General features: G+C 70.6%; 19 protein-coding genes. 11 read left to right on the top strand and 8 right to left on the bottom strand.

Features of this window, described 5'->3' with window-relative positions:
- Positions 1-71: 71 nt before the first annotated feature.
- Entirely contained in the window at positions 72-299 is a 228-nt protein-coding gene (locus OP79_RS15505) for a response regulator transcription factor (protein ID WP_033320760.1), read from the bottom strand.
- 242 nt (positions 300-541) lie between these two features.
- Between OP79_RS15505 and OP79_RS15500 the strand changes: the two genes are divergently transcribed.
- Positions 542-1,288: an RNA polymerase sigma factor gene (locus OP79_RS15500; protein WP_157857319.1), complete on the top strand. Its 747-nt coding sequence runs from the start codon at positions 542-544 to the stop codon at positions 1,286-1,288.
- Positions 1,289-1,426: 138 nt separating this feature from the next.
- On the opposite strand, the gene OP79_RS15495 is transcribed toward OP79_RS15500, so the two are convergent.
- The gene (locus tag OP79_RS15495; RefSeq protein WP_033320799.1) at positions 1,427-2,971 is read right to left on the bottom strand and encodes a fused MFS/spermidine synthase; all 1,545 of its coding nucleotides are present in this window, start codon (positions 2,969-2,971) and stop codon (positions 1,427-1,429) included.
- A 157-nt stretch (positions 2,972-3,128) separates the two neighbouring features.
- Positions 3,129-6,062: a GH32 C-terminal domain-containing protein gene (locus tag OP79_RS15490; RefSeq protein ID WP_169786197.1), complete on the bottom strand. Its 2,934-nt coding sequence runs from the start codon at positions 6,060-6,062 to the stop codon at positions 3,129-3,131.
- 297 nt (positions 6,063-6,359) lie between these two features.
- Between OP79_RS15490 and OP79_RS15485 the strand changes: the two genes are divergently transcribed.
- From OP79_RS15485 to OP79_RS15465, 5 genes are all read left to right on the top strand, one after another.
- A complete protein-coding gene (locus OP79_RS15485) occupies positions 6,360-7,394 on the top strand; it encodes a LacI family DNA-binding transcriptional regulator (RefSeq protein ID WP_033320758.1) in 1,035 nt (344 codons plus the stop codon).
- A gap of 142 nt (positions 7,395-7,536) precedes the next feature.
- Positions 7,537-8,841 (top strand): ABC transporter substrate-binding protein, encoded by a 1,305-nt coding sequence (locus OP79_RS15480; protein ID WP_051744678.1) that lies wholly within the window; start codon positions 7,537-7,539, stop codon positions 8,839-8,841.
- Between the two features lie 86 nt (positions 8,842-8,927).
- The gene (locus OP79_RS15475) at positions 8,928-9,854 is read left to right on the top strand and encodes a carbohydrate ABC transporter permease (protein ID WP_245685333.1); all 927 of its coding nucleotides are present in this window, start codon (positions 8,928-8,930) and stop codon (positions 9,852-9,854) included.
- A 1-nt stretch (position 9,855) separates the two neighbouring features.
- Positions 9,856-10,728, top strand: a complete 873-nt coding sequence (locus OP79_RS15470) for a carbohydrate ABC transporter permease (RefSeq protein WP_033320755.1) — start codon at positions 9,856-9,858, stop codon at positions 10,726-10,728.
- A 38-nt stretch (positions 10,729-10,766) separates the two neighbouring features.
- Positions 10,767-12,233 carry a glycoside hydrolase family 32 protein gene (locus OP79_RS15465; RefSeq protein ID WP_051744677.1) on the top strand — a complete coding sequence of 489 codons (1,467 nt, stop codon included), beginning with the start codon at positions 10,767-10,769 and terminating at the stop codon, positions 12,231-12,233.
- A 42-nt stretch (positions 12,234-12,275) separates the two neighbouring features.
- On the opposite strand, the gene OP79_RS15460 is transcribed toward OP79_RS15465, so the two are convergent.
- Positions 12,276-13,127 (bottom strand): helix-turn-helix transcriptional regulator, encoded by an 852-nt coding sequence (locus tag OP79_RS15460; RefSeq protein WP_033320754.1) that lies wholly within the window; start codon positions 13,125-13,127, stop codon positions 12,276-12,278.
- Positions 13,128-13,215: 88 nt separating this feature from the next.
- On the opposite strand from OP79_RS15460, the gene OP79_RS15455 reads away from it, so the two are divergent.
- On the top strand, positions 13,216-14,019 hold the full coding sequence (locus OP79_RS15455) for an SDR family NAD(P)-dependent oxidoreductase (RefSeq protein WP_033320796.1): 804 nt from the start codon (positions 13,216-13,218) through the stop codon (positions 14,017-14,019).
- 106 nt (positions 14,020-14,125) lie between these two features.
- On the opposite strand, the gene OP79_RS15450 is transcribed toward OP79_RS15455, so the two are convergent.
- On the bottom strand, positions 14,126-14,986 hold the full coding sequence (locus OP79_RS15450) for a helix-turn-helix transcriptional regulator (protein WP_033320753.1): 861 nt from the start codon (positions 14,984-14,986) through the stop codon (positions 14,126-14,128).
- A 126-nt stretch (positions 14,987-15,112) separates the two neighbouring features.
- Here OP79_RS15450 and OP79_RS15445 point away from each other — a divergent pair, with 126 nt between their 5' ends.
- Positions 15,113-16,108 (top strand): aldo/keto reductase, encoded by a 996-nt coding sequence (locus tag OP79_RS15445; protein WP_033320752.1) that lies wholly within the window; start codon positions 15,113-15,115, stop codon positions 16,106-16,108.
- A gap of 102 nt (positions 16,109-16,210) precedes the next feature.
- On the opposite strand, the gene OP79_RS15440 is transcribed toward OP79_RS15445, so the two are convergent.
- Positions 16,211-17,281 carry a methyltransferase domain-containing protein gene (locus tag OP79_RS15440; protein ID WP_033320751.1) on the bottom strand — a complete coding sequence of 357 codons (1,071 nt, stop codon included), beginning with the start codon at positions 17,279-17,281 and terminating at the stop codon, positions 16,211-16,213.
- 253 nt (positions 17,282-17,534) lie between these two features.
- Here OP79_RS15440 and OP79_RS15435 point away from each other — a divergent pair, with 253 nt between their 5' ends.
- Complete coding sequence (locus tag OP79_RS15435) at positions 17,535-18,953, top strand: RtcB family protein (RefSeq protein ID WP_033320750.1); 1,419 nt, start codon at positions 17,535-17,537, stop codon at positions 18,951-18,953.
- 18 nt (positions 18,954-18,971) lie between these two features.
- Here OP79_RS15435 and OP79_RS15430 read toward each other — a convergent pair whose 3' ends face one another.
- Together OP79_RS15430 and OP79_RS15425 are read right to left on the bottom strand one after the other, a co-directional pair.
- Positions 18,972-19,433, bottom strand: a complete 462-nt coding sequence (locus OP79_RS15430) for an archease (protein ID WP_033320795.1) — start codon at positions 19,431-19,433, stop codon at positions 18,972-18,974.
- 122 nt (positions 19,434-19,555) lie between these two features.
- Positions 19,556-19,975 carry a CBS domain-containing protein gene (locus tag OP79_RS15425; protein ID WP_033320749.1) on the bottom strand — a complete coding sequence of 140 codons (420 nt, stop codon included), beginning with the start codon at positions 19,973-19,975 and terminating at the stop codon, positions 19,556-19,558.
- A 199-nt stretch (positions 19,976-20,174) separates the two neighbouring features.
- Between OP79_RS15425 and OP79_RS15420 the strand changes: the two genes are divergently transcribed.
- Entirely contained in the window at positions 20,175-20,834 is a 660-nt protein-coding gene (locus tag OP79_RS15420) for a phosphoribosyltransferase (protein ID WP_033320748.1), read from the top strand.
- Positions 20,835-21,737: 903 nt separating this feature from the next.
- Positions 21,738-22,319: an Rv1733c family protein gene (locus tag OP79_RS15415; RefSeq protein WP_245685332.1), complete on the top strand. Its 582-nt coding sequence runs from the start codon at positions 21,738-21,740 to the stop codon at positions 22,317-22,319.
- Positions 22,320-22,345: the final 26 nt, after the last annotated feature.

The following is a 22,345-nucleotide window of genomic DNA, read 5'->3' as shown; positions in this document are numbered from 1 at the left end:
GGCTCCGGGCGATGCTCCGGCTGTCCGTTGCCATGGGCGGGCACGGGTACCGAGTGGGTCGGCCCGGGAGATCACAGCCCCAGCGTCAATGCCAGTCGGATCAGTTCTGCCTGGGTGTGCACGCCGGTCTTGGCCCGGATCCGGCGGAGATAGCCGTCGACGGTGTGCACGGAGATACCGAGCCGTCGTGCCGTTCCGGCATAGGTGCATCCCTCTGCCATGTGCCGCAGGATCTGCTGCTCGCGGGGAGACAGGGCGGGACGTGACGGCTGGAGAGCAACGCGAGACGACTCGTGCAACTTGACTCCTTCAGCAGGCGGGGCCCGGTGCCCCGCGCTTGCATACAAGAGCCACGACGGCAGGACAAACCAACAACTTTCCGAAACTTCATTTCTTTTCTCCCGTCACGGGCACTCGACTCGCCCGGCGAGACCGGGCCGGCGCGGCCGCGGTTCCGGCGGTGTGGGGCTGGCGGTGTGGGGCTGGAGCAGCCACCCGACGGGGGTTCAAGACATGTCCGTTTTGCTATAAAATTGCCCGTGTGAATGATCATGAAATGGTGGCCGCCATTCGGGCTGCGAACCCCCAGGGGCTGGCAGCGGCGTACGACGCCTACGCAGGTCAGATCTATGGCTACTGCCGTTCAGTCCTTCACAACAGCGACGCTGCCGCCGATGCCTTGCAGGACACCTTCGTCCTCGCCAATGAGTGCATCGACCAGCTGCGAGACCCTCAGCGGCTGCGTCCGTGGCTCTATGCGATCGCCCGCAATGAATGCCGACGCCAGTTGCGTACCAAAGGCCGCACCACTGGGCTCGAAGAAGCCGGCGAGGTGGTCGACGAGGCGGTCGACCTCGGTGCGCGGCTGCGCGACGAGGAGATACGGACTCTGGTGTGGGAGGCCTTCGAAGGGCTCAACTCGCGTGATCGCGAGGTGCTGGAGCTGTCGGTACGCCAGGATCTGGACGGCGCCGACATGGCCGCAGCACTGGGGGTGCAGCGTAACCACGCACATGCGCTGCTGTCCCGGGCACGGCAACAGCTGGAGAATGCCGTGGCGGCGGTGGTCCTGGCCCACCATGGACGGAAGGACTGCGCCGAACTGAGCCAGATGCTCGACGGCTGGGACGGCACAATCACTGTGCTGATGCGCAAGCGCATAACCCGCCACATCGGGCAGTGCGAGATCTGCGACAACCCCAAGCAACGCGATGTCCGCCCCTCGGACGTGACCCACGCTGTTCCCGGTGCCTCTTCTCCCCTCGCCCCAAGGCCGCGGGCCTGGTGATGTCGTCGACCCCGAGGGTGACGACTCTCCTGGTCTCCTGGCGACACTGGTGGGGCGGTCACCGATGAGCCGGACACCGGCAGACGTAACGGGGGCAGCTTGTTCAGGTACGTCGGCAGGGCCTGGACGTGTGTCCTGTCACTGGCTGGTCTGTGGGCTGTAGGGCGTGAGGAGCTGGTCGACGGGTGCGTAGTCGTCGGTGAGCAGTTGGGCGTCGCCGATCCAGGAGGTGAGGTCGTCGCCGGTGGCGATCTTCCAGCCGGTTTGCCGGGAGTCCAGCGCTTCCTGGGTCGCGCGCAGGTCGACCGGCCGGTCGGAGGCGAGCACCACCAGGTTGCCGCCCAGGGGGGTGGCGGTCGGGTCGAGGCCGATGTCGGCGGGTTCGCCGACGAGGGCGACATGCTCGAAGATCTCGCTGAGGGTGGCCACTTCGGCACGTGCGAAGGCCATGCTCCCGTGGTCGATGAGGTTGGCGACGTACAGGCCGTCCTCGCCCAGCACCCGCCGTACGTCCCTCATCGCTTCCTCCGTGGTGAGGTGCCACGGCACGCTGACGCCCCCGAAGGCGTCGCCGACGACGAGGTCACGACTGCCGGCGTCCAGTCGCCGCAGGCCGAGCCTGCCGTCCTCGACACGTACGTCGATACCGCGACCTGATCTCAGACCGAGTTGCTGGCGGTTGATGCGTACGACCCCGCCGTCGATCTCGGACACAAGGCTGCGCGTCCCGGGCCGCGTGGCCGCGAGGTAACGGGGAAAGGTGAGCCCGCCGCCGCCCACGTGGTGGGCGGCAAGTGGCTCACGTTCGGGAAAGGCGGAATCGACCACCGACGCGATGGCGCGCACGTACTCGAACTCCAGGAAGGTCGGGTCGTCGACGTCGACGTAGGAGTGCCGCAAGCCGTCCAGGACGAGGGTGCGGCCGCCGTCCCGGTCGGGGTCTGCGACGACCCGTGCGCAGTGGTACTTGGTCTCCGTGTCGCAGGCGCCGGGAGCGACCGTCGTGGCAAGGCCGCCCGCGATGACCACGAGTGTGAGGGCAGGGGTGCCGGTCCACCCGCGTGTACGCCACTCGGCCAGCGCCCCGCCGAGCACCAGCAGCGTTCCGAGGCCGATCAGTATGCCGCTGACCGGCAGCCGCGACACGAGGACGAAGCCGGTGAGGACAGTGCCGACGATGGCGCCGACGGTGCCGACGCCGGACAGCCGGCCGACCACCGTTCCGGTCTCGGCGAGGCTGGTCAGACGCAGCTTGGTCACGATCGGCGTCACCGCGGAGAGCAGCGCGCCCGGCACGAGGATGGTCCCCGCCGCGATCAACAAGAGCAGCGGCGCCGCCCACTCCGCGGTGGTGCGCAGCACGGCGGGGGTGAGCGCCACGACCGCTCCCGACACCCCGAGCGAGGGGCCTATGAGCCGACGTGGATCGACCTGGTCGGCCATACGCCCACCCAGCCAGGAGCCGAGAGCGATCGCGGTGAGGGCGATGCCGATCACCATGGTGCTGGTCTCGAGGGTGAGGCCGAGATAGGGAGCCAGTAGCCGCAGAGCGACGATCTCGACCACCAGGACCGCGGCCGAGGACCCGAACACGAGCACGGCAGCGGCACGGGGACTCAGGCCGTGGTTGCCAGGCGTGCCCTCACCCTCGGCGACAGGTGTGGAAGACGGTGATCCGGTCACGGGCGCCATCCTCGCATGCGGCCTCATCGACCGAACAGCATGGCGAAAATCCTCATTCCTCCAGCTACCTGGGTGAGTTACCGCGTAGCACGTCCGCCCATGAGGGTGGGTACGGCCCGGCATCGAGCGGCGCGTCGTCCTGCTGTGGCGGCAGGTGTCACTGTCGGCGGACGGGAATGTTGACGTCGTCGATGTTGATGTGGCCCCAGCCGCCCGTCGCCCGGTCGACAACCTCGACGTAGATCCGCTCGCCGATGTGGGCGGACAGATCGAAGACCACCCGGCGGTACTGCTCGACAGCGCGGCCGGTGGCCTTGGCCAGCACCTTGCCGTCGCGGGCGCGGACGACGGCCGCGTAGAGCCGGTCGGGGTCGTTGCCGCCGGACACGAGCAGATCGACCACGCCGTCTCCGCCGAGGGTGACGGTGGCTGAGCGGAGCACCCCGGTGGCGTCGTCGCCGCCCGCGTCCGGGTTGAAGCCCCACAGGTGGTGGCCGGTCGCGTCGTCCTCCGTCTCGGCCTGGTAGAAGGGGCCGCCCCAGCCCCAGTCGGGGCGGGTGGTCACGTTGGCGTCGCTGAAGGTCGTGCCCGAGACGACGGTCCAGCCGGTGAGGTCCCCGGTGGCGAAGTCGTGGTTGGGGAGGGCGTCGACGTCCGTCGGGCGGGGCGGATCGTATGCGGCCGGGGCGACGGGGGCGTCGTAGGCGCCGTTCATCCGCCAGACGTCCAGCTCGAGGACGCGGGCGGCGCCTCCGTCGGCGGTCAGCCGCAGGCCGGTGGCGTCCTCCCTGGTCGGATAGACGCGGCTGGTGAGGCTGTTGGTCCCGTTGACGTACGCCTCCAGCATCGAGCGGTCGAGCAGGACCCGCAGGCGCAGTCGCCCGCCGTCCAGTTCGACGGTGCCTCCGTGCACACCCTTGCGTACGTCCGGATCGAGACTGGAACGGCTGCGGTCGATGAAGAAACGCCGCTCGGCCGTGTCGTAGGAGAGCAATGTCTGCTCGCTGCTGTCGGCGCTCGTCCGGACGGCCAAGGTGATGGTCGTGGCGCCGCGCGGCTCGATGACGGCCTCGATGTCCAGCATGTCGCCGGAGACGTCGGCGAGCCTGCGGTTCGCTTCCTTCACCGAGGTCTGGCGGATCCTGGCAAGTCGCCTGCCCCGCAGGCCGGTTGCCTCGGCGATCGGTTCGACGCCGAGGGTGCCGTCCTGATGCAGTGAGACGCTGACGGGCATCCCGGCGTTGTGCGCCCAGCCGGACTGGGCGTGCTGCTGTTCGCTGCGGCGGTCCTGGGTGATGCTGAAGAGCACGGACCGGCCATCGGGGGTGACGAAGCCGGACGGGCCGGTGAAGTGCTCGCCGAAGTCGAACTCGTGGGGCTCCTCGTGGTCGGGCACGAAGCGGTACTCGCGCTTGTCGAAGGTGCCGGTCCAGTAGTACGTGTGCTTGACCGCGTTCGGGTTGAACGCCTCCCACCACGGGCTGACCAGCAGGATGTGCTTGCCGGTGCGCGCACCGCGAGGGCCGGGAAGCGGAAGGAGAACCGGCAGCTCCCACACCTCTCCGGGCTCGGGCTGTGTGGCGAGGTCGTTCCAGTGCAGCGGGCCCCGGTACTTCCACGGTCCTTCGGGCCTGCGGGCGGTGTAGACGAGCGCGGTTCCACCGTGCTTCCTGGTGACCTGCGTGCCGTCGTAGTCGACGATGCCGCTGCCGACCAGCTGGTACCAGACGCCGTCCTCCTCCCATACGAACGGGTCGCGGAAGTTCTCCGCCCACGCGGTGCCCGGGCCGGCCGGGAGACCGGCGGGGGCTTCGGTGACCGGCTCGGACTTCATCGTCCAGGCGGGCAGGTCCGTGTCACCCTCGGTCGGGTACGTGGACACGGCGAGCCCGGTGCGCTGGCGGTAGGGCAGCCGGTCGTCGCCGCCGGTGAAGAAGAGCACCGGGCCCCGGTCGCCGTCGACGTATGCCGAGCCCGACCAGATCCCGTCCGGCCCGACCGAGTCCCTGGCGGGCGCGAGGGCGATGGGGAGGTCCCGCCAGTGCACCATGTCGGTGCTGACCGCGTGGCCCCAGTGGATCTGGCCCCAGTACGGGCCGAAGGGGTCGTGCTGGTAGAAGATGTGGTACTTGCCCTTGAAGTACACGGGCGCGTGCGGCTCGTTCATCCAGTGCCAGGGCGGCAGCATGTGGAACTGAGGGCGGTGCCGGTCGCCGTCGAAGCGGCTCCGGTGCGGGGTCAGGTCGGGCCGGGGTACGCGACGGCCGGGAAGCGCCGCGAGGCGATCGCCGTGCTCCTGCTGCGCCGTCGGATCGGCCAGGGTGCCCGGGCGGATCACGAGACTGTCCATCAGGCCCATGTACATGTTGGCGTGGAACTCGCCGTTCAGCAGCGTGGGCTGGTTGTGACGCCCGATCAGCAGGGGCTCGTCCGGGGCCAGTTGGGGGGCCTTGTCTGGGGTGGCGGCGGTGCCGATCAGCCGGCCGTCGCGGTACAGGCGCAGTTGCCGGGCGGCCGGGTCGTAGGTGGCCGCGACATGGGTCCATCTGCCCTTGGCGGCCGGCTGGTCCGGGGCTCCCTTGACCTCCAACAGGTCGGTGCCGAAGCCGAGTTGGAAGACGAGCTGCCCGAAGCGGCGCAGGCCGAGCAGGAATCCGGTCTTCGCGTCCGGGTCGTGCTGGTTGACCAGGGCCTGGGGCTTGCCGTCGATGCCGTGTTCGTACGCGTAGGGGGCGATCCACACGTCGACGGTGAGGCCTTGAGCGGGGTCGAGCTTGCCGGGGCCGGAGGCGGTGACGACGGTCGAGTATCCGTCGAAGTACAGGGCCCGGCCGCGCACCCCGCGGCGCCGTACAGGATCGCTGTCGGGCTTGAAGCGGGCGTCGTCGAAGACGTAGCCGACGGGGTCGGCGGTGCCGGACACCGCCTCGCGGGTGACCGTACCGGCGCGCTCGTCGAAGTCCCAGCGGGCGGTGGGATTTTGAGGGCCGCGCCGTTCCCGGGCGGCGGCCGGAGCGGAAGCGAACGAGAAGGGGACGATCGCACCGCCGACGGCGGCGGACACCACACTGAGGGCTGTTCTTCTCCTCATGGCTGGCTCCATGGCTGGTTCCATAGCGGGCTCCATGGCTGACTCCTGGGGTGGCGCGGCAGGCTGACGCCATGCCAAATCGGTTTAAGCGATGGCTCGGCATCGTTCGCGTGCCGCGACAGCTAAAGCAAGAGCTAACGCGCACCGATTTACCCAGGCGTTACCTAAGGAGCGTACAAAATGGCCCATAATGCCCCTGCTTTCCATTCGAGATGTCCGAGGTGTTGACACCGGTCGAGGAGCGCAGCACTCTCATCGCAACTTGCTAATCCGATTTAACAACGGAGCTGACCGCTGATGCCCGAGCGCCGCGTAACCATGGCCGACGTCGCCCGCAAAGCGGGCGTCTCGCCGACGACCGCGTCGTTCGCTCTCTCCGGCCGTACCGACATGCGCATCTCCGACGCCTCCCGTGAACGCGTGCTGGAGGCCGCCCGCGAGCTGGGCTACCGCCCCAACGTCACAGCACGCAGCCTGCGGACGAAGTCGACGCAGACCATCGGGCTCGTGTCGGACCGGATCACCACGACACCGTTCGCGGGCGATGTGATCCGCGGTGCGCTGGAGGCCGCCCGGGAGCGGGACCACCTGCTGTTCATCACGGAGGCGGGCGGCGACCGCGCCGCCGAGTCGTCGCTGGTCCACGCGCTGCTGGACCGCCAGGTCGACGCGGTGATCTACGCGTCGATGTTCACCCGGTACATCACTCCGCCCAAGGAGCTGTACGGGCGCCGGGTGGTCCTGCTGAACTGCCTGGCCCCCGGTTTCGACGCGCCGTCCGCCGTTCCGGACGAGATCGAGGCCGGCCGGGACGCCGCCCGCGCGCTGCTCGCGGCCGGTCACACCGAGGGCATCTGGTCGATCGGCGGTCACCAGGCCGTTCCGGCCACGCCCGAGGGGATCATCGCCGGCAACGAGCGCATGCGCGGCCTTGAGGAGGTCCTGCGGGCGGGCGGGGCCCGCCTGGACGGTGTCGTCGAGTGCGACTGGGACACGCGGGACGGCCATCGGGAGGTCACCGCGCTGCTCGCGGCGGGTCATCGCCCACGGGCGCTGGTGTGCATGACCGACCGGGTCTCCCTCGGCGCCTACCAGGCGCTCGGCGAGGCGGGCCTGTCGGTGCCCGGCGATGTGTCGGTGGTCTCCTTCGACGACCAGGACATCGCGTCCGTACTGCGTCCGGCGCTCACCACCCTGAAACTGCCGCACTACCAACTCGGCCGCCTCGCCGTGGAGTTGATCCTCGACGAGGGGCCGCTCGAAGCAGTCGTACACCGTGTGCCCATGCCGCTGCAGGATCGTGCCTCCATCGGCACGCCCGCAGCGGGCTGACGCCAGGCACCCGAAAAACGGCTCGTCCCGCCGCCCGGACCGAAGCCCCGGGCGGCGGGACGACCACCAAGAACAGCGACCGTCGCAACCGGTCGCACAGGCGGGTCCGGCAAGACCCGTCTCAGTGAGATGGAGGAACCCAGTGGTGTGGAGAACAAGGCCCCTCGCAGTCGCGAGTGTAGCCGTCGCGGCGGCGACCGCGCTGGTCGCCGGATGCGCGACCGGGAGCGGCGGCAGTTCGTCCGGGGCCAGCGGCAACACGCTGACCCTGTGGACGCACAATGCCGGCAACTCGGCCGAGCTCGACGTCGTCAAAAGGATCATCAAGGACTTCAACGGGTCGCAGAGCAAGTACGAGGTCAAGCTCCAGGCGTTCCCGCAGAGCGACTACAACAACTCCGTCGTGGCCGCAGCCTCGGCCCGCAAGCTGCCCTGTCTGCTCGACGTGGACGGCCCCAACGTGCCGAACTGGGCCTGGGGCGGCTATCTGGACCCGATCGACGTCTCCGGCAGCGAGGTACCGCTGTCCGACCAACTGCCCAGCACCGTCAGCCGCTACAAGGACAAGGTCTACGCGTTCGGCTTCTACGACGTCGCGCTCAGCTTCTTCGCCCGTAAGTCGGTGCTGAACGAGTACGGCATCCGCATCCCGACCATCGACAAGCCCTGGACGAAGGCCGAGTTCGACTCCGCGCTGGCCAAGCTGAAGAAGAGCGGGAAGTTCCAGTACCCGCTGGAGATGGGCACCGGCGGCAGCGGCGAGTGGTGGCCGTACGGCTACTCCCCGCAGTTGCAGAGCTTCGGCGGCGACCTGATCGACCGCGACGGCTACAAGACCGCCTCGGGCACCCTCGACGGCAAGAGCTCCGTGGAGTGGGCCACCTGGTTCCGCTCGCTGGTGACCAAGGGCTACATGTCGAAGAAGTCCGGAGCCGACCCCAACAAGGACTTCCTGGCTGGCAAGAGCGCCATCCAGTGGGACGGCAGCTGGAACGCGGCCAAGAACACCGAGAAGTTCGGCGACGACCTGGCGGTCATCCCGCCGGTCGACTTCGGCAACGGGCCCAAGATCGGCGGCGCCTCCTGGCAGTGGGGCATGAGCTCGACCTGCTCCAACAAGGCCGGTGCGCAGGAGTGGCTGAAGTTCTCCCGCCAGACCAAGTACTTCGTCGACTACGCCAAGGCCACCAGCACCATCCCGGCCACCGACGCCGCCGCGAAGCAGGTCGACGGCTACCAGCCGGGCGGGGAGCTCAACTTGTTCGTCCAGTTCGCGCGCAAGTTCGCGGAGGTACGCCCGGTCACCCCGGCCTACCCGTACATCTCCACCGAGTTCCAGAAGGCGGCCCAGGACATCCTGGCCGGGGCCGACCCCAAGAACGCGCTCGGCCAGGCCGCGAAGGACATCGACAACAACCTCAAGACGAACAACAACTACGCCGGCTGACCCGCCCCGGTCCGGTTCGGGCCCCGACCACGCCTCCCCGCGTCGCCCGAACCGGACCGGCTCCCCCTGGAGCTACCGTGACCACCATGATCGCAGCCCTCGCCCGGCTGCGTCCGGTCCGGCGAACCCGAACGACCAACGCCCGTCGCCGTGAGAGCCTCACCGCCCTCGGCATGGCCACCCCGGCCGTCGTGCTGCTGATCGTCTTCCTCGTCGTACCGGTCGCCCTCGCCTTCGCCCTGGCCTTCACCGACGCACGGCTCATCTCACCCACTCCGGCCCGCTTCGTGGGCCTGCGCAACTTCGCCCAGCTCTTCCAGGACCCGGTCTTCTTCAAGTCCCTGCGCAACACGGTGTACTTCGCCGCCGTCGTCGTCCCGCTCCAGGCCGGGCTCGCCCTGGTCCTCGCGCTGCTGGTCAACGCGAAGGTGCGCGGCGTCAACTTCTTCCGCACCGTCTACTTCCTGCCGGTCGTCACCTCGATGGTCGTCGTGTCCCTCCTGTGGACCTTCCTGTACCGGCAGGACGGCCTGGTCAACCGCGTGATCTCAGGGCTCACCCTCGGAGCCGTCGACGGCCCGGACTGGCTGGGCGACCCGGCCACCGCCATGCCCGCCATCATCCTGATGTCGGTGTGGCAGGGCGTCGGCTTCCACATGATCATCTGGCTGGCCGGCCTGCAGACCATCCCCGCCGAGCTGTACGAGGCCGCCGACCTGGACGGGGCCGGCCGCTGGGACCGCTTCCGCCATGTCACCTGGCCCGGACTGCGCGCCACGCGCACGTTCGTACTGGTCACCATCACCATCGCGGCGTTCAGCCTCTTCACCCAGATCCGGGTGATGACGCAAGGCGGCCCGCTCGACTCCACCACCACCGTCGTCCACCAGGCCGTGCACACCGGCTACGACCAGCAGCAGACCGCGTACGCGGCGGCCATCTCGCTCGTCTTCTTCGTACTCGTGCTCACCGTGTCCGGCGTCCAGCGTTTCCTGACCCGGGAGAAGGACTGACATGACCTCCCTCCTGAAGCACCTCGGCGGCCACGCCGGCCGCGTCGCCCTCGCCCTGGTCTTCGCGCTCCCGCTCCTCTTCATGCTGGTGTCGTCCTTCAAACCGGACGACCAGATCTTCGGCGACCTGGGCTCCCTGCGCGCCTTCCTGCCCGTCGGCGCCCTGTCGCTGGACAACTACACGGGCGTTTTCGAGCGGGTCCCGGCGGCACGTTTCCTGGTGAACTCCGTGCTGATCTCGTCGATCACCGTGGTGCTCGGCATCATCGTCAACAGCCTCGCCGCCTTCGCGCTCTCACGGATGCGCTGGCCCGGCAGGAAGGCCGTCCTGACCGCCGTCATCGCCACCCTCATCGTGCCGTTCGAGACCTTCGCCCTGCCGCTGGTGTGGTGGGTCAACCAGCTGCCGCTGCTCCGCGTCAACGGCTTCCACCTGGAGTGGACAACCGGCTGGATGGACACCTACCAGGTCCAGATCGTGCCGTTCCTCGCCAACGCCTTCTCGATCTTCTTCTTCCACCAGTACTTCCAGAGCATCCCCAAGGAACTGGACGAGGCGGCGATCGTGGACGGCGCCGGCTGGTTCACCATCTACCGCCGCATCGTCATGCCGCTGTCAGGACCGGCCATCGCCACCGTCGCCATCCTCACCTTCCTGCCCGCCTGGAACTCCTACCTCTGGCCGCTGATGGTCGTGCAGAGCGAGGAGCTGCGACCGGTGATGGTGGGCATCTCCTACTTCTTCCAACTGAACGTCGGCTGGGGCCAGATCATGGCGTACTCCTCCATGATCACCGTGCCGATCCTGGCCCTGTTCATGGCCTTCCAGCGCTCGTTCGTCAACAGCATCGCCTCCACCGGCGTCAAGGGCTGACCGCGCTCCTCGACCCCCCACCCCGAAAGGACCCCCGCGTGTCCGTCCTGCCCGCAGACCCCCACCGGCCCGTCGCGCACCTGCGCCCGCCCCGCAACTGGATCAACGACCCCAACGGGTTGACCTACCACGACGGCCACTACCACGTGTGCTTCCAGCACAACCCGTACGGACCCGAGCACGCCAACATGCACTGGGGCCACTTCCGCAGCCCCGACCTGCTGACCTGGGAGGAGTTGCCTCTTGCGCTGACTCCTACGCCGGGTGGCGAGGACATGGACGGCTGCTTCTCCGGCAACGCCGTCTCCGACGGCGACCGCATGGTCGCCTTCTACTCCGCCTACCGCACCGACCGCTGGGCCCAGCCGGTCACCACCGCCGAGTCCCGGGACAACGGTGTCACCTGGACACCGCGCGGCAGCCTGCTGATACCCGAACTGCCCGAGGGCGCCACCATGTACCGCGACCCGTACGTATGGCGCGAGGCCGGTCGCTGGCGCATGCTGGTCGGCTCCGCCCAGGCGGACGGCCGGGCGGCGGCGCTGCTGTACGAGTCCGGGGATCTGGAGCACTGGGAGTACCGGGGCCCGTTCCTGGACCGCGCCCCGCAGCCCGTGGCACCCGGCGCCGACACAGGGCCGGGCTGGGAGTGCCCCCAGTACCTGCACGCGGACGGACGCGGCGCACTGCTCCTCGGCGCCTGGGACCCGGAACTCGGACCGCGCCGGACCGTGGCCTACCCCGGACGCGAGCAGAACGGCCGCTTCCTCGCCGACGCCCCCGAACTGCTCGACCACGGGCCGGACTTCTACGCCCCGGCCCTGCTGCACGCCCCCGACGGCCGGTGGCTGCTGTGGGGCTGGTCGTGGGAGGCCCGCGACCCGGAGTGGGTACGCGAGTCCGGCTGGGCCGGGCTGCTGACACTGCCGCGCGAGGTGACACTCGCCGAGGACGGCTCCGTACGACAGCGACCGGCCGCGGAACTCCTCTCGCTGCGCCACGAGCCGGCGGTGACCGCTGCCGGCGAGACCATGGGAACGGCCGTACTGGGGACGGTGAGCCCGAGCTTCGACCTGGCGGCCCGTCTGGAACCTCGTTCCGCCGGTGCGGCAGGAGGCCTACGGCTGGTGACCTCCGCCGACGGCGCCGAATACCTCGACATCAGGATCGACGCGACCACCGGCGAACTCGTCGTGGACCGCGACCACGCCTCCCTCGACCCGCGCGCACACGGCGGCACGTACCGCGTCCCCTGCCCCGAGGCGGCAGTGGCGGGTACCCCGGTGGAACTGCGCCTGGTCGTGGACCGGTCGGTCGCCGAGCTCTATCTGCCGTCGGGCCGGACGCTGACCCTGCGGTTCTACTCCACCGGCGACGCCCCCTGGCGGATCGAGGCCCGCGCCGGAGACGAGGGTGGCCTCGGCTACTCGGTCGGAGCCTGGAACCTGCGGCCGTACACCATGCGGTACGCGGCCGACGCGAGTGCCGTTCCCGCGCTCACGTGATGATGGCTGTGTTCCAGAAGCAGATGTCGAACCTGGTGCGGCTCAGCGGCTTACGTCCATGCGCTGTGTGCCGATGACCGACAGCAGTCGCAGGGCCTCCTCGGAGGGCGAGCCGGGTGCGGCGGTGTAGATGACGACCTGCTGGTCCCGGTCGGTGATGTCGAGGACGTCGCAGTTGACGGTGACCGGGCCGACCAGCGGGTGCGGGAAGGTCTTGCACAGGGTGGGCCCGGCGGACACGTCGTGGGAGGCCCACAGCCGGGCGAACTCCTCGCTTCCGGCGAGGAGTTCAGCCACCAGGTCGGTGACTTCGGGATCGTCGGGGTAGCGGGCGGCGGTGGCGCGCAGGCGCTGCGCCGAGGTGCGGGCGAATGCGTCGGCGTCCGACACTCCGTACAACCGCCGCCCCTGCGGGTGTGGCCCGAGGAAGACACGGCGCACCAGGTTGCGGTCGCGCCGCGGCAGGGCGGAGAAGTCCTCCATGAGGGCGGCCGCCAGACCATTCCAGGCGATCACCTCGAACGCCGCGGACGTCACGATCGCGGCGGCCCGCGGCAGCCGGTGCAGCAGGTCGAGAATGCTCTGCCGTACCTCGCGCGAGGGCCCGGGCGGCGGGCCCGGCGGTGCGCCGGCGAGGTGGTGGAGGTGGTCGCGCTCGGCGTCCGACAGGCGCAGGGCCCGGGCCAGCTGAGCCAGTACCTCGCGCGACGGGCGCGGGCCGCGGGCCTGCTCGAGGCGCGTGTAGTACTCGGTCGAGATGAACGCCAGCTGCGCCGCCTCCTCGCGGCGCAGCCCCGGGGTGCGGCGGCGCGGCCCGGCGGGCAGCCCCACGTCGGCGGGGGTGATCCGCTCGCGCCTGCTGCGCAGGAAGGCCGCCAGTTCTCGTCTGTCCACGTCTCCCAGTGTGCGCGGGGGCTACGGCGCCTATCCAGGTACCGCCGGTGCCTGGATAGGCGCCGTCAACCGGCGCAGGCTCGCCGCCATGGACAACACACCGAACTCCGACACATCCGCCGCCCCTGCCGCACTGGGCCTGCTGGCCGGCAAGGTCGCCTTCATCACCGGTGCCGGTCGCGGTATCGGCGCCGCCGCGGCGCGGCTGTTCGCCCGGGAGGGCGCCCGGGTGCTGCTCGCGGCACGGACGGAGGCCCAGCTGAAGACGGTGACCGAGGAGGTCCGGGCGGCGGGCGGCACCGCGGACTACGTGGTGTGCGATCTGGCCGACGCGGCCGGCGTGCGTGCCGCCGTCGACCGCGCCGTGGACCTGTACGGGCGGCTCGACGTCGCCTTCAACAACGGCGCGACGATCCAGCAGCCCGGCCCGATGGACGACATGGCGGAGGCCGACTTCGACCACGTCTACGCCGTGAACCTCAAGGGCGTCTGGCTGGCCATGGTCGCCGAGGTCGCCGCCATCCGGGCCACCGCCGGGACAGGGGCCATCGTCAACAACTCCTCCGTCGGCAGCCTGAGGGGCAACCCCGAGCTGCCCGCCTACGGCGCGATGAAGCGAGCGGTCAACAGCCTGACCGAGTCGGCCGCCGTCACCTACGGCCCGGAAGACATCCGCGTCAACGCCATCGCCCCCGGCAACACGCTGACCGAGATGATCCGCACCTGGGAGGCGGATTCCCCCGGCCTCCAAGAACGACTCACGGCGCAAACCCCACTGCGCCGCGCGGCCGACCCTGACGAAATCGCCCAGGCCGCCGCCTGGCTCCTCAGCGACCGCTCCTCCTTCGTGACCGGCACGGTCCTGCGGGTCGACGGCGGCGCGCGGGCCTGAGCCGAGGATGCGGCCGCCTCCTCGTCAGCCCGGACTCTGCTGCGGTCGGGTCCCGTCCGCCCAGTGTGCGGTGGGCTGTCGAGCCGGTGCCCCGTCGTCGGCCGGTTCACTGCACGGGCGTGCCCGTTGCTTCCGTGGGGAACTCCTCGATGCCGAGCACCCGTAGCAGTTCCAGCCGCTCGCGGGCCTCGGCGTCCGCCGGGGTGAGCACCAGCAGCTGCTGACGCTGGTCGGGAGTGACCAGGGTCTCGCAGTCCATCAGCAGGCGGCCCACCCGCGGGTGCTGGAAGGTCTTGCGGTCGGCGCGCCGTACCGCCACCTGGTGCTCGGCCCACAGCCGGCGGAAGTCGGCGCTCGCGGCTTGCAACCGGTCGACGAGTCCGGCGACCGTGGGGTCGCCGGACCGGCGGCCGGCGGCCGCGCGCAGGTCGGCCACGAGCTGGCGGGCGTGGTACTCCTGCTCCTCGGGCGGGCAGATGGCGCGGGTGGCGGGGTCGGTGAACCAGCGGTATGCGATGTAGCGCCGGTCGCCGGAGAAGCCGGTGAGGTCGCCCGACAGCAGGACGGCTGCCCGGTTCTGGGCAAGGATCTCGCCCAGGTCGGACAGCACCAGGGCCGGGGTGTCGCCGAGCAGGTCGAGCATGCGCACCAGGCCGGCACGGGCCAGGCGGGCCACCCCGTCGGCGGGCGGGGGCCGGTGGCCGGACAGGTGGAACAGGTGGTCGCGCTCGTCGTCGGAGAGGCGCAACGCGCGGGCCAGCGCGCCGAGCAGCTGGGTCGAGGGCTGACTGCTGCGGCCCTGCTCGAGGCGTACGACGTAGTCCACCGACATGCCGGCGAGCATCGCCACCTCTTCCCGGCGCAGGCCGGCGGTGCGGCGGCGAGGGCCGTCGGCGAGGCCGACCTCGGCCGGGCGGATCGCCTCGCGGCGGCGGCGCAGGAAGTCGGCGAGCTGCTCACGTTGCATCGCCCCATGGTCCCTCGCGGCGGCGAGCCGAGCCAGGGAGCGGCGCTCCCATGATGAACGCTCCGCTCCCGTACGTCGCGGCCCGGTCGCAAAGTGGGTGCCAGACCGACGACGAAGGAGAACGCGATGCAGACACGAACCCTGGGCAGCACCGGCCCGGCCGTTTCCGCGCTGGGCCTGGGTGCGATGGGCATGTCGGGCGCTTACGGCGCGGCCGACCGCGCGGAGAGTATCGCCACCGTGCACGCCGCGCTGGAGGCAGGCGTCACGCTGATCGACACCGGCGACTTCTACGCCATGGGCCACAACGAGTTGCTGCTCGCCGAAGCGCTGCGCGGCCGGAACCGGGACAGCTACCGGCTGAGCGTCAAGTTCGGCATGCTGCGGGGGCCGGGCCCTCAGTTCGGCGGGACGGACGGTCGCCCCGAGGCGGTGAAGAACTTCCTGGCCTACTCGCTGACCCGGCTCGGCACCGACCACATCGACATCTACCGTCCCGCCCGCCTTGACCCGGCGGTGCCGATCGAGGAGACGGTCGGCGCGGTCAAGGAGATGATCGACGCCGGGTACGTACGGCACCTCGGCCTCTCGGAGGTCGACGCCGCGACGATCCGCCGGGCGCACGCCGTGCACCCGGTCGCCGACCTGCAGATCGAGTACTCGCTGATCTCCCGCGCCGTGGAGGCGGACGTCCTGCCCACGCTGCGCGAGCTCGGCATCGGCCTGACCGCGTACGGCGTTCTCAGCCGCGGCCTCATCTCCGGGCACTGGTCCGCCGACCGCACCGTCGGCTCCGGTGACGGCCGCGGCTTCAGCCCGCGGTTCTCGAGCGGGAACGTGGAACACAACCTCGCCCTCGTGGAGGCGCTGCGCCGGGTCGCCGAGGCCAAGGGGTGCACCGTCGCCCAGCTGGCCATCGCCTGGGTGGCCGCACAGGGCGAGGACATCGTGCCGCTGGTCGGCGCCCGCACCCGCGAGCGGCTGGCCGAGGCGCTGCCCGCGATGGAGCTGAACCTCACCGCGGACGACCTCACCGAGATCGAGAAGGCGGTGCCGCCGGGCGCGGCGCGAGGCGACCGATACCCGTCCGCGTTCATGGCCGGCCTCGGCGTGGGGAACTGAGCCCGGCACTCCGGCGGGGCCTGCTCCGGCGCGGGTTCCGCCGGGAAGCCGGCCTCAGGACCACCCACGGCACCTACCGTGCGGCGGCAGCCTCGTGCCGGCCTACGGCTTGATGTCGTAGAGGACGTTGAACGGGTCCTCCGCCGTGGAGCGGGCCACGCTGCTGAAGCCCGCTTCGGCGCACAGGGTGCGTACGACTGTCTCGGGCATGCCGCATGTTCCGAGGGCGGCTCCGCCGTTCGCGAGAGATGTGGTCATGCAGTAAAAGACGCTGAATCCGTAGAACATCGAGGCCACGGGGCCCAGGTTGTCCTCGGGGCGGTCCTGGCAGTTGATCTCGAGCATCAGGTAGTCGCCGTCGTCCTTGACCGCGGCCCTGATCGCGGCAAGGAGCCGCTTCGGTTCCGCCGCGTCGTGGATGACGTCGAAGGTGGTGACCAGGTCGTAGCGCCCGGGAAGCCCTTCGGCGGCGTCGACCGTCTCGAAGGTCACGCGGTCGGCGACACCGGCCTTCTCCGCGTTCGTCCGGGCGCGTTCCACCTGGCCCGGGAAGTTGTCGAATCCTGTGAAACGCGAGCGCGGAAACGCCTTGGCGAGCACGATCAGGGCACGGCCCGCGCCGCAGCCCACGTCCGCGACGTCGATGCCCCGCTCCAGCCTCTCCACGACGTGAGGAAAGGTGCTCAGCCAGTCGTCGACCATGACGCTCTCGAACCAGCTGCCGGTGAAGCGGCTCATGCCGTCCCACAGGCTCTCCGGGTAGTCGCTCTGCCGGACGCCGCCCCCACTCCGGAACGCCTCGCTCAGTCGCTCGTACGGTGCCAGGGCGGCGGGCATCATCTGGTAGACGCCGCCGAGGAACATGGGCCCGTTCTCCTCGGCCAGGGCGGGGGCGTGCTCGGCGGGAAGGGCGAAGCGGCCGGGCTCCGGTTCCTCCAGGTATCCGGCGGCGGTGAGGCCGCGCAACCACTCGCGTACGTAACGCTCGTTCAGGTCCAGCCGGTCCGCGAGCTCCTGGCTGCCGGCGGGGCCGTTGGCGGCGAGGTCCTTGAACAGGCCCAGCCGGTCGCCCAGATGGCACAGACCGGCCGCGAACGTCCCGCTGATGTCCCCGAGCGCCTTCTCCATGAAGGCTTCGACCTTTGCTTCGTCCAATTCGCGCTGCGCCGCCACGTCTGTCTTCCTGGCTGTCGAGCACGATCGCGGAGTGCGACCGGCCCGGAAAGCGAAACACCGGCCTGTTCCCTTGCGTCGCCGCCACGACGAGCAGGGACAACTCGGGCCGGAGCGCCTCACCCGATCAACCGATGACCTCCCGTACGCAGATCAGGACCCGTACGCGGACCAGGATCCCCGGTTCCCCGAACCGCCCCCGGGTACCCGCAGCGTGCGGCGCGACGCCCACGCACACCCCCGGGAGGCCGCCATGGAACTCAACCTCGTCGAGGAACGTCCGTACCGCTTCCGGATCGCACCGCACGGTGACATGCGCGTGCCGGGGATCGTGTTCGCGTCCCATGAGCTGCTCGAGGATGCCGAGAAATCGCTGGAGCAGGTCGTCAACGTGGCCACGCTGCCGGGCATCGTCGGCGCCTCGTACGCCATGCCGGACATCCACTGGGGCTACGGCTTCCCCATCGGCGGCGTGGCGGCGACCGACGTGGACGGCGGCGGCGTCGTCTCGCCCGGCGGCGTCGGCTTCGACATCTCGTGCGGTGTGCGGCTGCTGGCCGCCGACGGCGACCGCAAGTCGCTGGCACCCGCGTTGCCCGACATCATGGACGGCCTGGACCGGGCGATCCCGCGCGGCGCGGGCCCCGGAGGCGTGTGGCACCTGAGCGGCCCCGGGGAGCTGGAGCGGATCCTGGACGGCGGTTCCCGGTACGCCGTGGAACGCGGCCACGGCGAGGAACGCGACCTGACCCGCTGCGAGGACGGCGGCGCGGTCGCCGACGCCGACGGGGCGCAGGTCAGCGGGCGGGCCCGGGAACGCGGTCTCGGCCAGGTCGGCAGCCTCGGGTCCGCCAACCACTTCCTGGAGGTCCAGCAGGTCGCCGAGGTGTACGACGAGCCGGTCGCCGCCGCCTTCGGGCTCGCCCGCGACCAGGTGTGCGTGATGATCCACTGTGGTTCACGGGGGCTCGGGCACCAGATCTGCACCGATCACGTACGCGCGATGGACCGGGCCATGAACCGGTACGGCATCACCGTGCCCGACCGGCAGCTGGCCTGTACGCCGGTCGACTCGCCCGAGGGACGGGCGTACCTCGGTGCGATGGCCGCCGCCGCGAACTACGGCCGCGCGAACCGCCAGTTGCTGTCCGACGCCACCCGCCGGATCTTCCACCGCGCCGCCCGCGCCCGACTGTCCCTCGTGTACGACGTGTCCCACAACCTCGCCAAGCTCGAGACCCACACGGTGGACGGAGCACGGCGCCGGCTGTGCGTTCACCGCAAGGGCGCCACCCGCGCCTTCCCGCCGGGGCACCGCGAACTGCCTGAGGACATAAGGGAGTTCGGCCAGCCGGTGCTGATCCCAGGCACCATGGGCACCGCCTCGTACGTACTCACCGGAGTGCCCGGAGGCGACGCCTTCCACTCCACCTGCCACGGCGCGGGGAGGGTGATGAGCCGTCACCAGGCCGCGCGGACGGTAGCCGGGAAGGAGCTGCGGGCCCGGCTGGAGCGGGGCGGCATCGCGGTACGGCCGCGGTCACTGCGCGGGCTGGCGGAGGAGACTCCGGAGGCGTACAAGGACGTCAGCGCGGTGGTGGAGGCGAGCGAGGGGGCGGGGCTGTGCCGTACGGTCGCGCGGCTGGTTCCGCTGGGGGTCGTGAAGGGCTGAGCCCCCCGTCCCTCCCTCTCACACATCGACCGTCACCGCGCACGTCCAGCCGTACGGGCCCGGCCCGATGTGCAGTTCGTGCCAGGAGACGGCCTTCGGTACGGCGCCCGTGATCTCCACGGCCGACAGGTCGGCGACCGCCAGTCGCACGTCGATGGCACCGTCGGGCGTCTCCGTCTCCAGCTCTACGTCCACGGGGACCTGGCCCGGTACTTCGAGGCGGTAGACGACCTCGTCGAGGAGGGCGGCCAGGAGATCGTCGTCGCTGGTCTCGGACAGCTGGGCGCGCTGGACGGCCGTGGGCCGGACGGCGGAGATGTCGGCGAAGCAGTCGACCATCCCGTGTACGGCCTCGACCAGGCAGTTCTCCCGGGTCGTGCCCCACGCCTCGATCCGCACGTCCGCGGTGTGCGGCACCAGCCGGTGGCCGCTCTCGCCCTGCGCACGGGCCTGCCTGTCGTCGTACGTCTCGCCGACCATGTACACCGGGTGCCCCGTTTGTCCCGTACGCATGTGTCGACGGCACGCGGAAGAACACACGGAAGCAGACGACTGCGGTGACTTCCACGTGCCGTCGACGTAGGGACCGCCTTTGGGCCGTCCTACTTGTTCGGCTCCGCCCTGCTGATGTCGGCGAGCGCGGAGCGCCGGTCGCGTTCGATGGCCAGGTCGCCGATGCTGAGGGCACCGACGAGGTGGTCGTCCTCCACGACGGGCAGCCGTCGCAGGGCGTGCTCCCGCATCAGCCGCACCGCCTGGTCGATGTCGTCCTGCGGGGAGACGGTGACCAGATCAGTGCTGCACACCTCGCGGACCGGGGTGGCGGAGGGGTCCCGGTCCTCGGCCAGGGCCCGGATCACCAGATCGCGATCGGTCACCAGGCCGCGTACGTGGTCCTCCTCGGTGATGAAGACGTCGCCGATGTTCTTCTCCCGCATGAGCTTGGCGACCTCGGGGAGTGGGGTCTGCTCGCTCACCGTCACCGGTTCCGCCGTCATGACTTCCCGGACATGCTTCGCCATGGCTACCTCCGTGTGCCTTCCGGGATGAGCACCGGCAATGTGCCTGGTCGGCCGGTGCCCGGTTGATCGCCGAGTACCCGGCGGATGTTCGCCCATGCACGCGTGAGGACCCGGCCGCTCGGGTACTCGCATGCACGATTCGCACAGGCCCGCACAGGCGGGCGAACGGGGCGGGCGTCGCGGAAAGAAGGCGGGCATCATGCGTTTCCAGAACCGTCGGCAGGCGGGGCAGGATCTCGCCGTCGCGCTGCTGCGACGGGCGGAGGGCGGCGGTTTCGTCGACCCCCTCGTACTGGCCCTGCCCCGCGGCGGTGTCCCTGTCGCGGCGGAGATCGCGCACGCCCTGCGTGCGCCGCTGGACGTGCTGGTGGTGCGCAAGATCGGTGCACCGGGGCAGCCGGAGGCCGGGGTCGGCGCGGTAGTGGGCGAGGATCCGCCGGTGTTCGACCAGGAGGCGCTGGCGCTGCTGGACATGACCGAGTACCAGTTCACGCAGGCCGTCGCCCGGCAGCGGGCGGAGGTCCACCGCCTCGAGGAGCTCTACCGCGAGGGGCGCCCCGCTCCCCGCGTACGGGACCGGACGGTGATCCTGGTCGACGACGGTCTCGCCACCGGCGTCACCGCCCGCGCCGCCCTCCTCCATCTGCGCCGCCGGTCGCCTGCACGGCTGGTGCTCGCCATTCCGGTCTGCTCCGGGCTCGGCGTCGTACGGCAGCACGAGGCCGACGACGTGATCTGCCTCCACCGGCCCGAGCATTTCTACGCCGTAGGGGAGTGGTACGTGGACTTCGGCCAGCTGTCCGACCGCCAGGTGATCGACACGCTTCGTAGCGTCCACACCCCTGCCTCCGGCGGTTGAGCGGGGACGCCTACCGGGTGGGTGGGTTCGGTTCACTGGCGACTGCGGGTGCGTGGTGGCTGGTCGCGCCGTTCCCCGCGGGGTGCCTCCGGCGGTGGGGCGGGTGCGGGTTGAGTGTGGCTGGTCGCGCCGTTCCCCGCGCCCCTTGGGTGGGTGGTGGGTGCGGGGTCGTGGGCCGGTGCGTCAGCCCGTCGCAGGCCGGGCATACGGCCCTGGCCTGGTACACGGTGCGGGTTCTCCGAGACAGAAGCTACGCGACGGGCATACGACGCACCGGCCCACGCCCCCTCCCGCCGGAGGGAGAGTGCGGGCACGTCGGGGTGCGGGCTTCCCCCGAGGCCCGGGCTTTTCCGGGGCCCGGGCTTGTTCGGGGCCCGGGCTCCCCGGGGCTCGGGCAGTCGCAGGCTTTTCAGGGGCGCGGGGCTGTATCGATTTGCGGTTCCGCCGCGTGGGCGCGACCAGCCACAACGAACCCGCACCCAACAACGAATCCCCCTGCTCAACCCCCGGAGGGATCCGTCCCCCACGAGCGGAGGCGGCTCGTGCGCAGCCCCCGGCTCAGTTCCCGCGCGAACTCCTCGATCAACGCCTGTGGTTCGCCCAACGGGGAGAGAGGAGAGCCCGCAGGGAGCTGGGGCGCCGGCACGTCCCCTGCCGGCGCATCCCCCGGAATCGGCTGTCGTTCACCCATGACTCACGCTCGCTTACTGGTCGTACCTGGTCGAGTTCGCGGCTGATCCGGCCGCCAGAAGTGGATCAGCGTACGGAATCCGGGCAATTGGCGCGTCTCGACCCGCCGTCGACGAGACGTGCCTGTGCGAGTGCCCCGTCACGCTCCTGGGAGCACACTGGTAGGACACCCGATGAGGTGCTGCCGGCGGTGCGCACAAGGGGGTGCTGGCCGTGGCGAAGACACGTCGTACGACGGTGAGGCTGTGGCGGTGGCGGAGCAACCCGCTCCGGCGGCGCGTGGACGTCGTCGAGGCCTGGGTGGTGCTCGGCGCATGGCTGTTCGCCCTGGTGGGCGGGCTGATCGCGGGGGTGGCGGCGGCCGAGGTGGTGAGCCGGAGCGTGGACCGGCAGCGGGAGGAGCGCCGTGAGGTGACGGCGGTGCTCACCGAGAACGCCCCGGAGAGGTCGGCGACCCGGACCGTGGGCGGCGACCGGGTGTGGGCCACGGTCCGCTGGAAGACACCGGACGGCACCGCCCGCACCGGCGAGGCCCAGGTCAGGCCCGAAGCCGAGAAAGGCACCCGGACCACGATCTGGACCGACCGGCACGGCACCCTGATGACGAAGCCCCTCAACGAGGCGGAAGCGGTCCTGCAAGCGGTGTCGGCGGGCCTGCTGGCCGCGACGGGCGCGGGCTGCGTCGTCTGGCTGGCCGCCTGGACCGTGCGCGTACGCCTTGACGGGCGCCGTATGCGGGACTGGGACGCGGAGTGGGAGCGGGCCGACATGCGCTGGGGCGGGAGGACGGGCTGACCGCAGTACGGACTGGCCGCAGTACG

The organism is Streptomyces yerevanensis (genome assembly GCF_000716805.1).
GTDB classification, from domain to species: domain Bacteria; phylum Actinomycetota; class Actinomycetes; order Streptomycetales; family Streptomycetaceae; genus Streptomyces; species Streptomyces flaveus.
The sequence above is the reverse complement of the archived record's forward strand: the minus strand, read 5'-3'. Positions and strand labels throughout refer to the sequence as shown.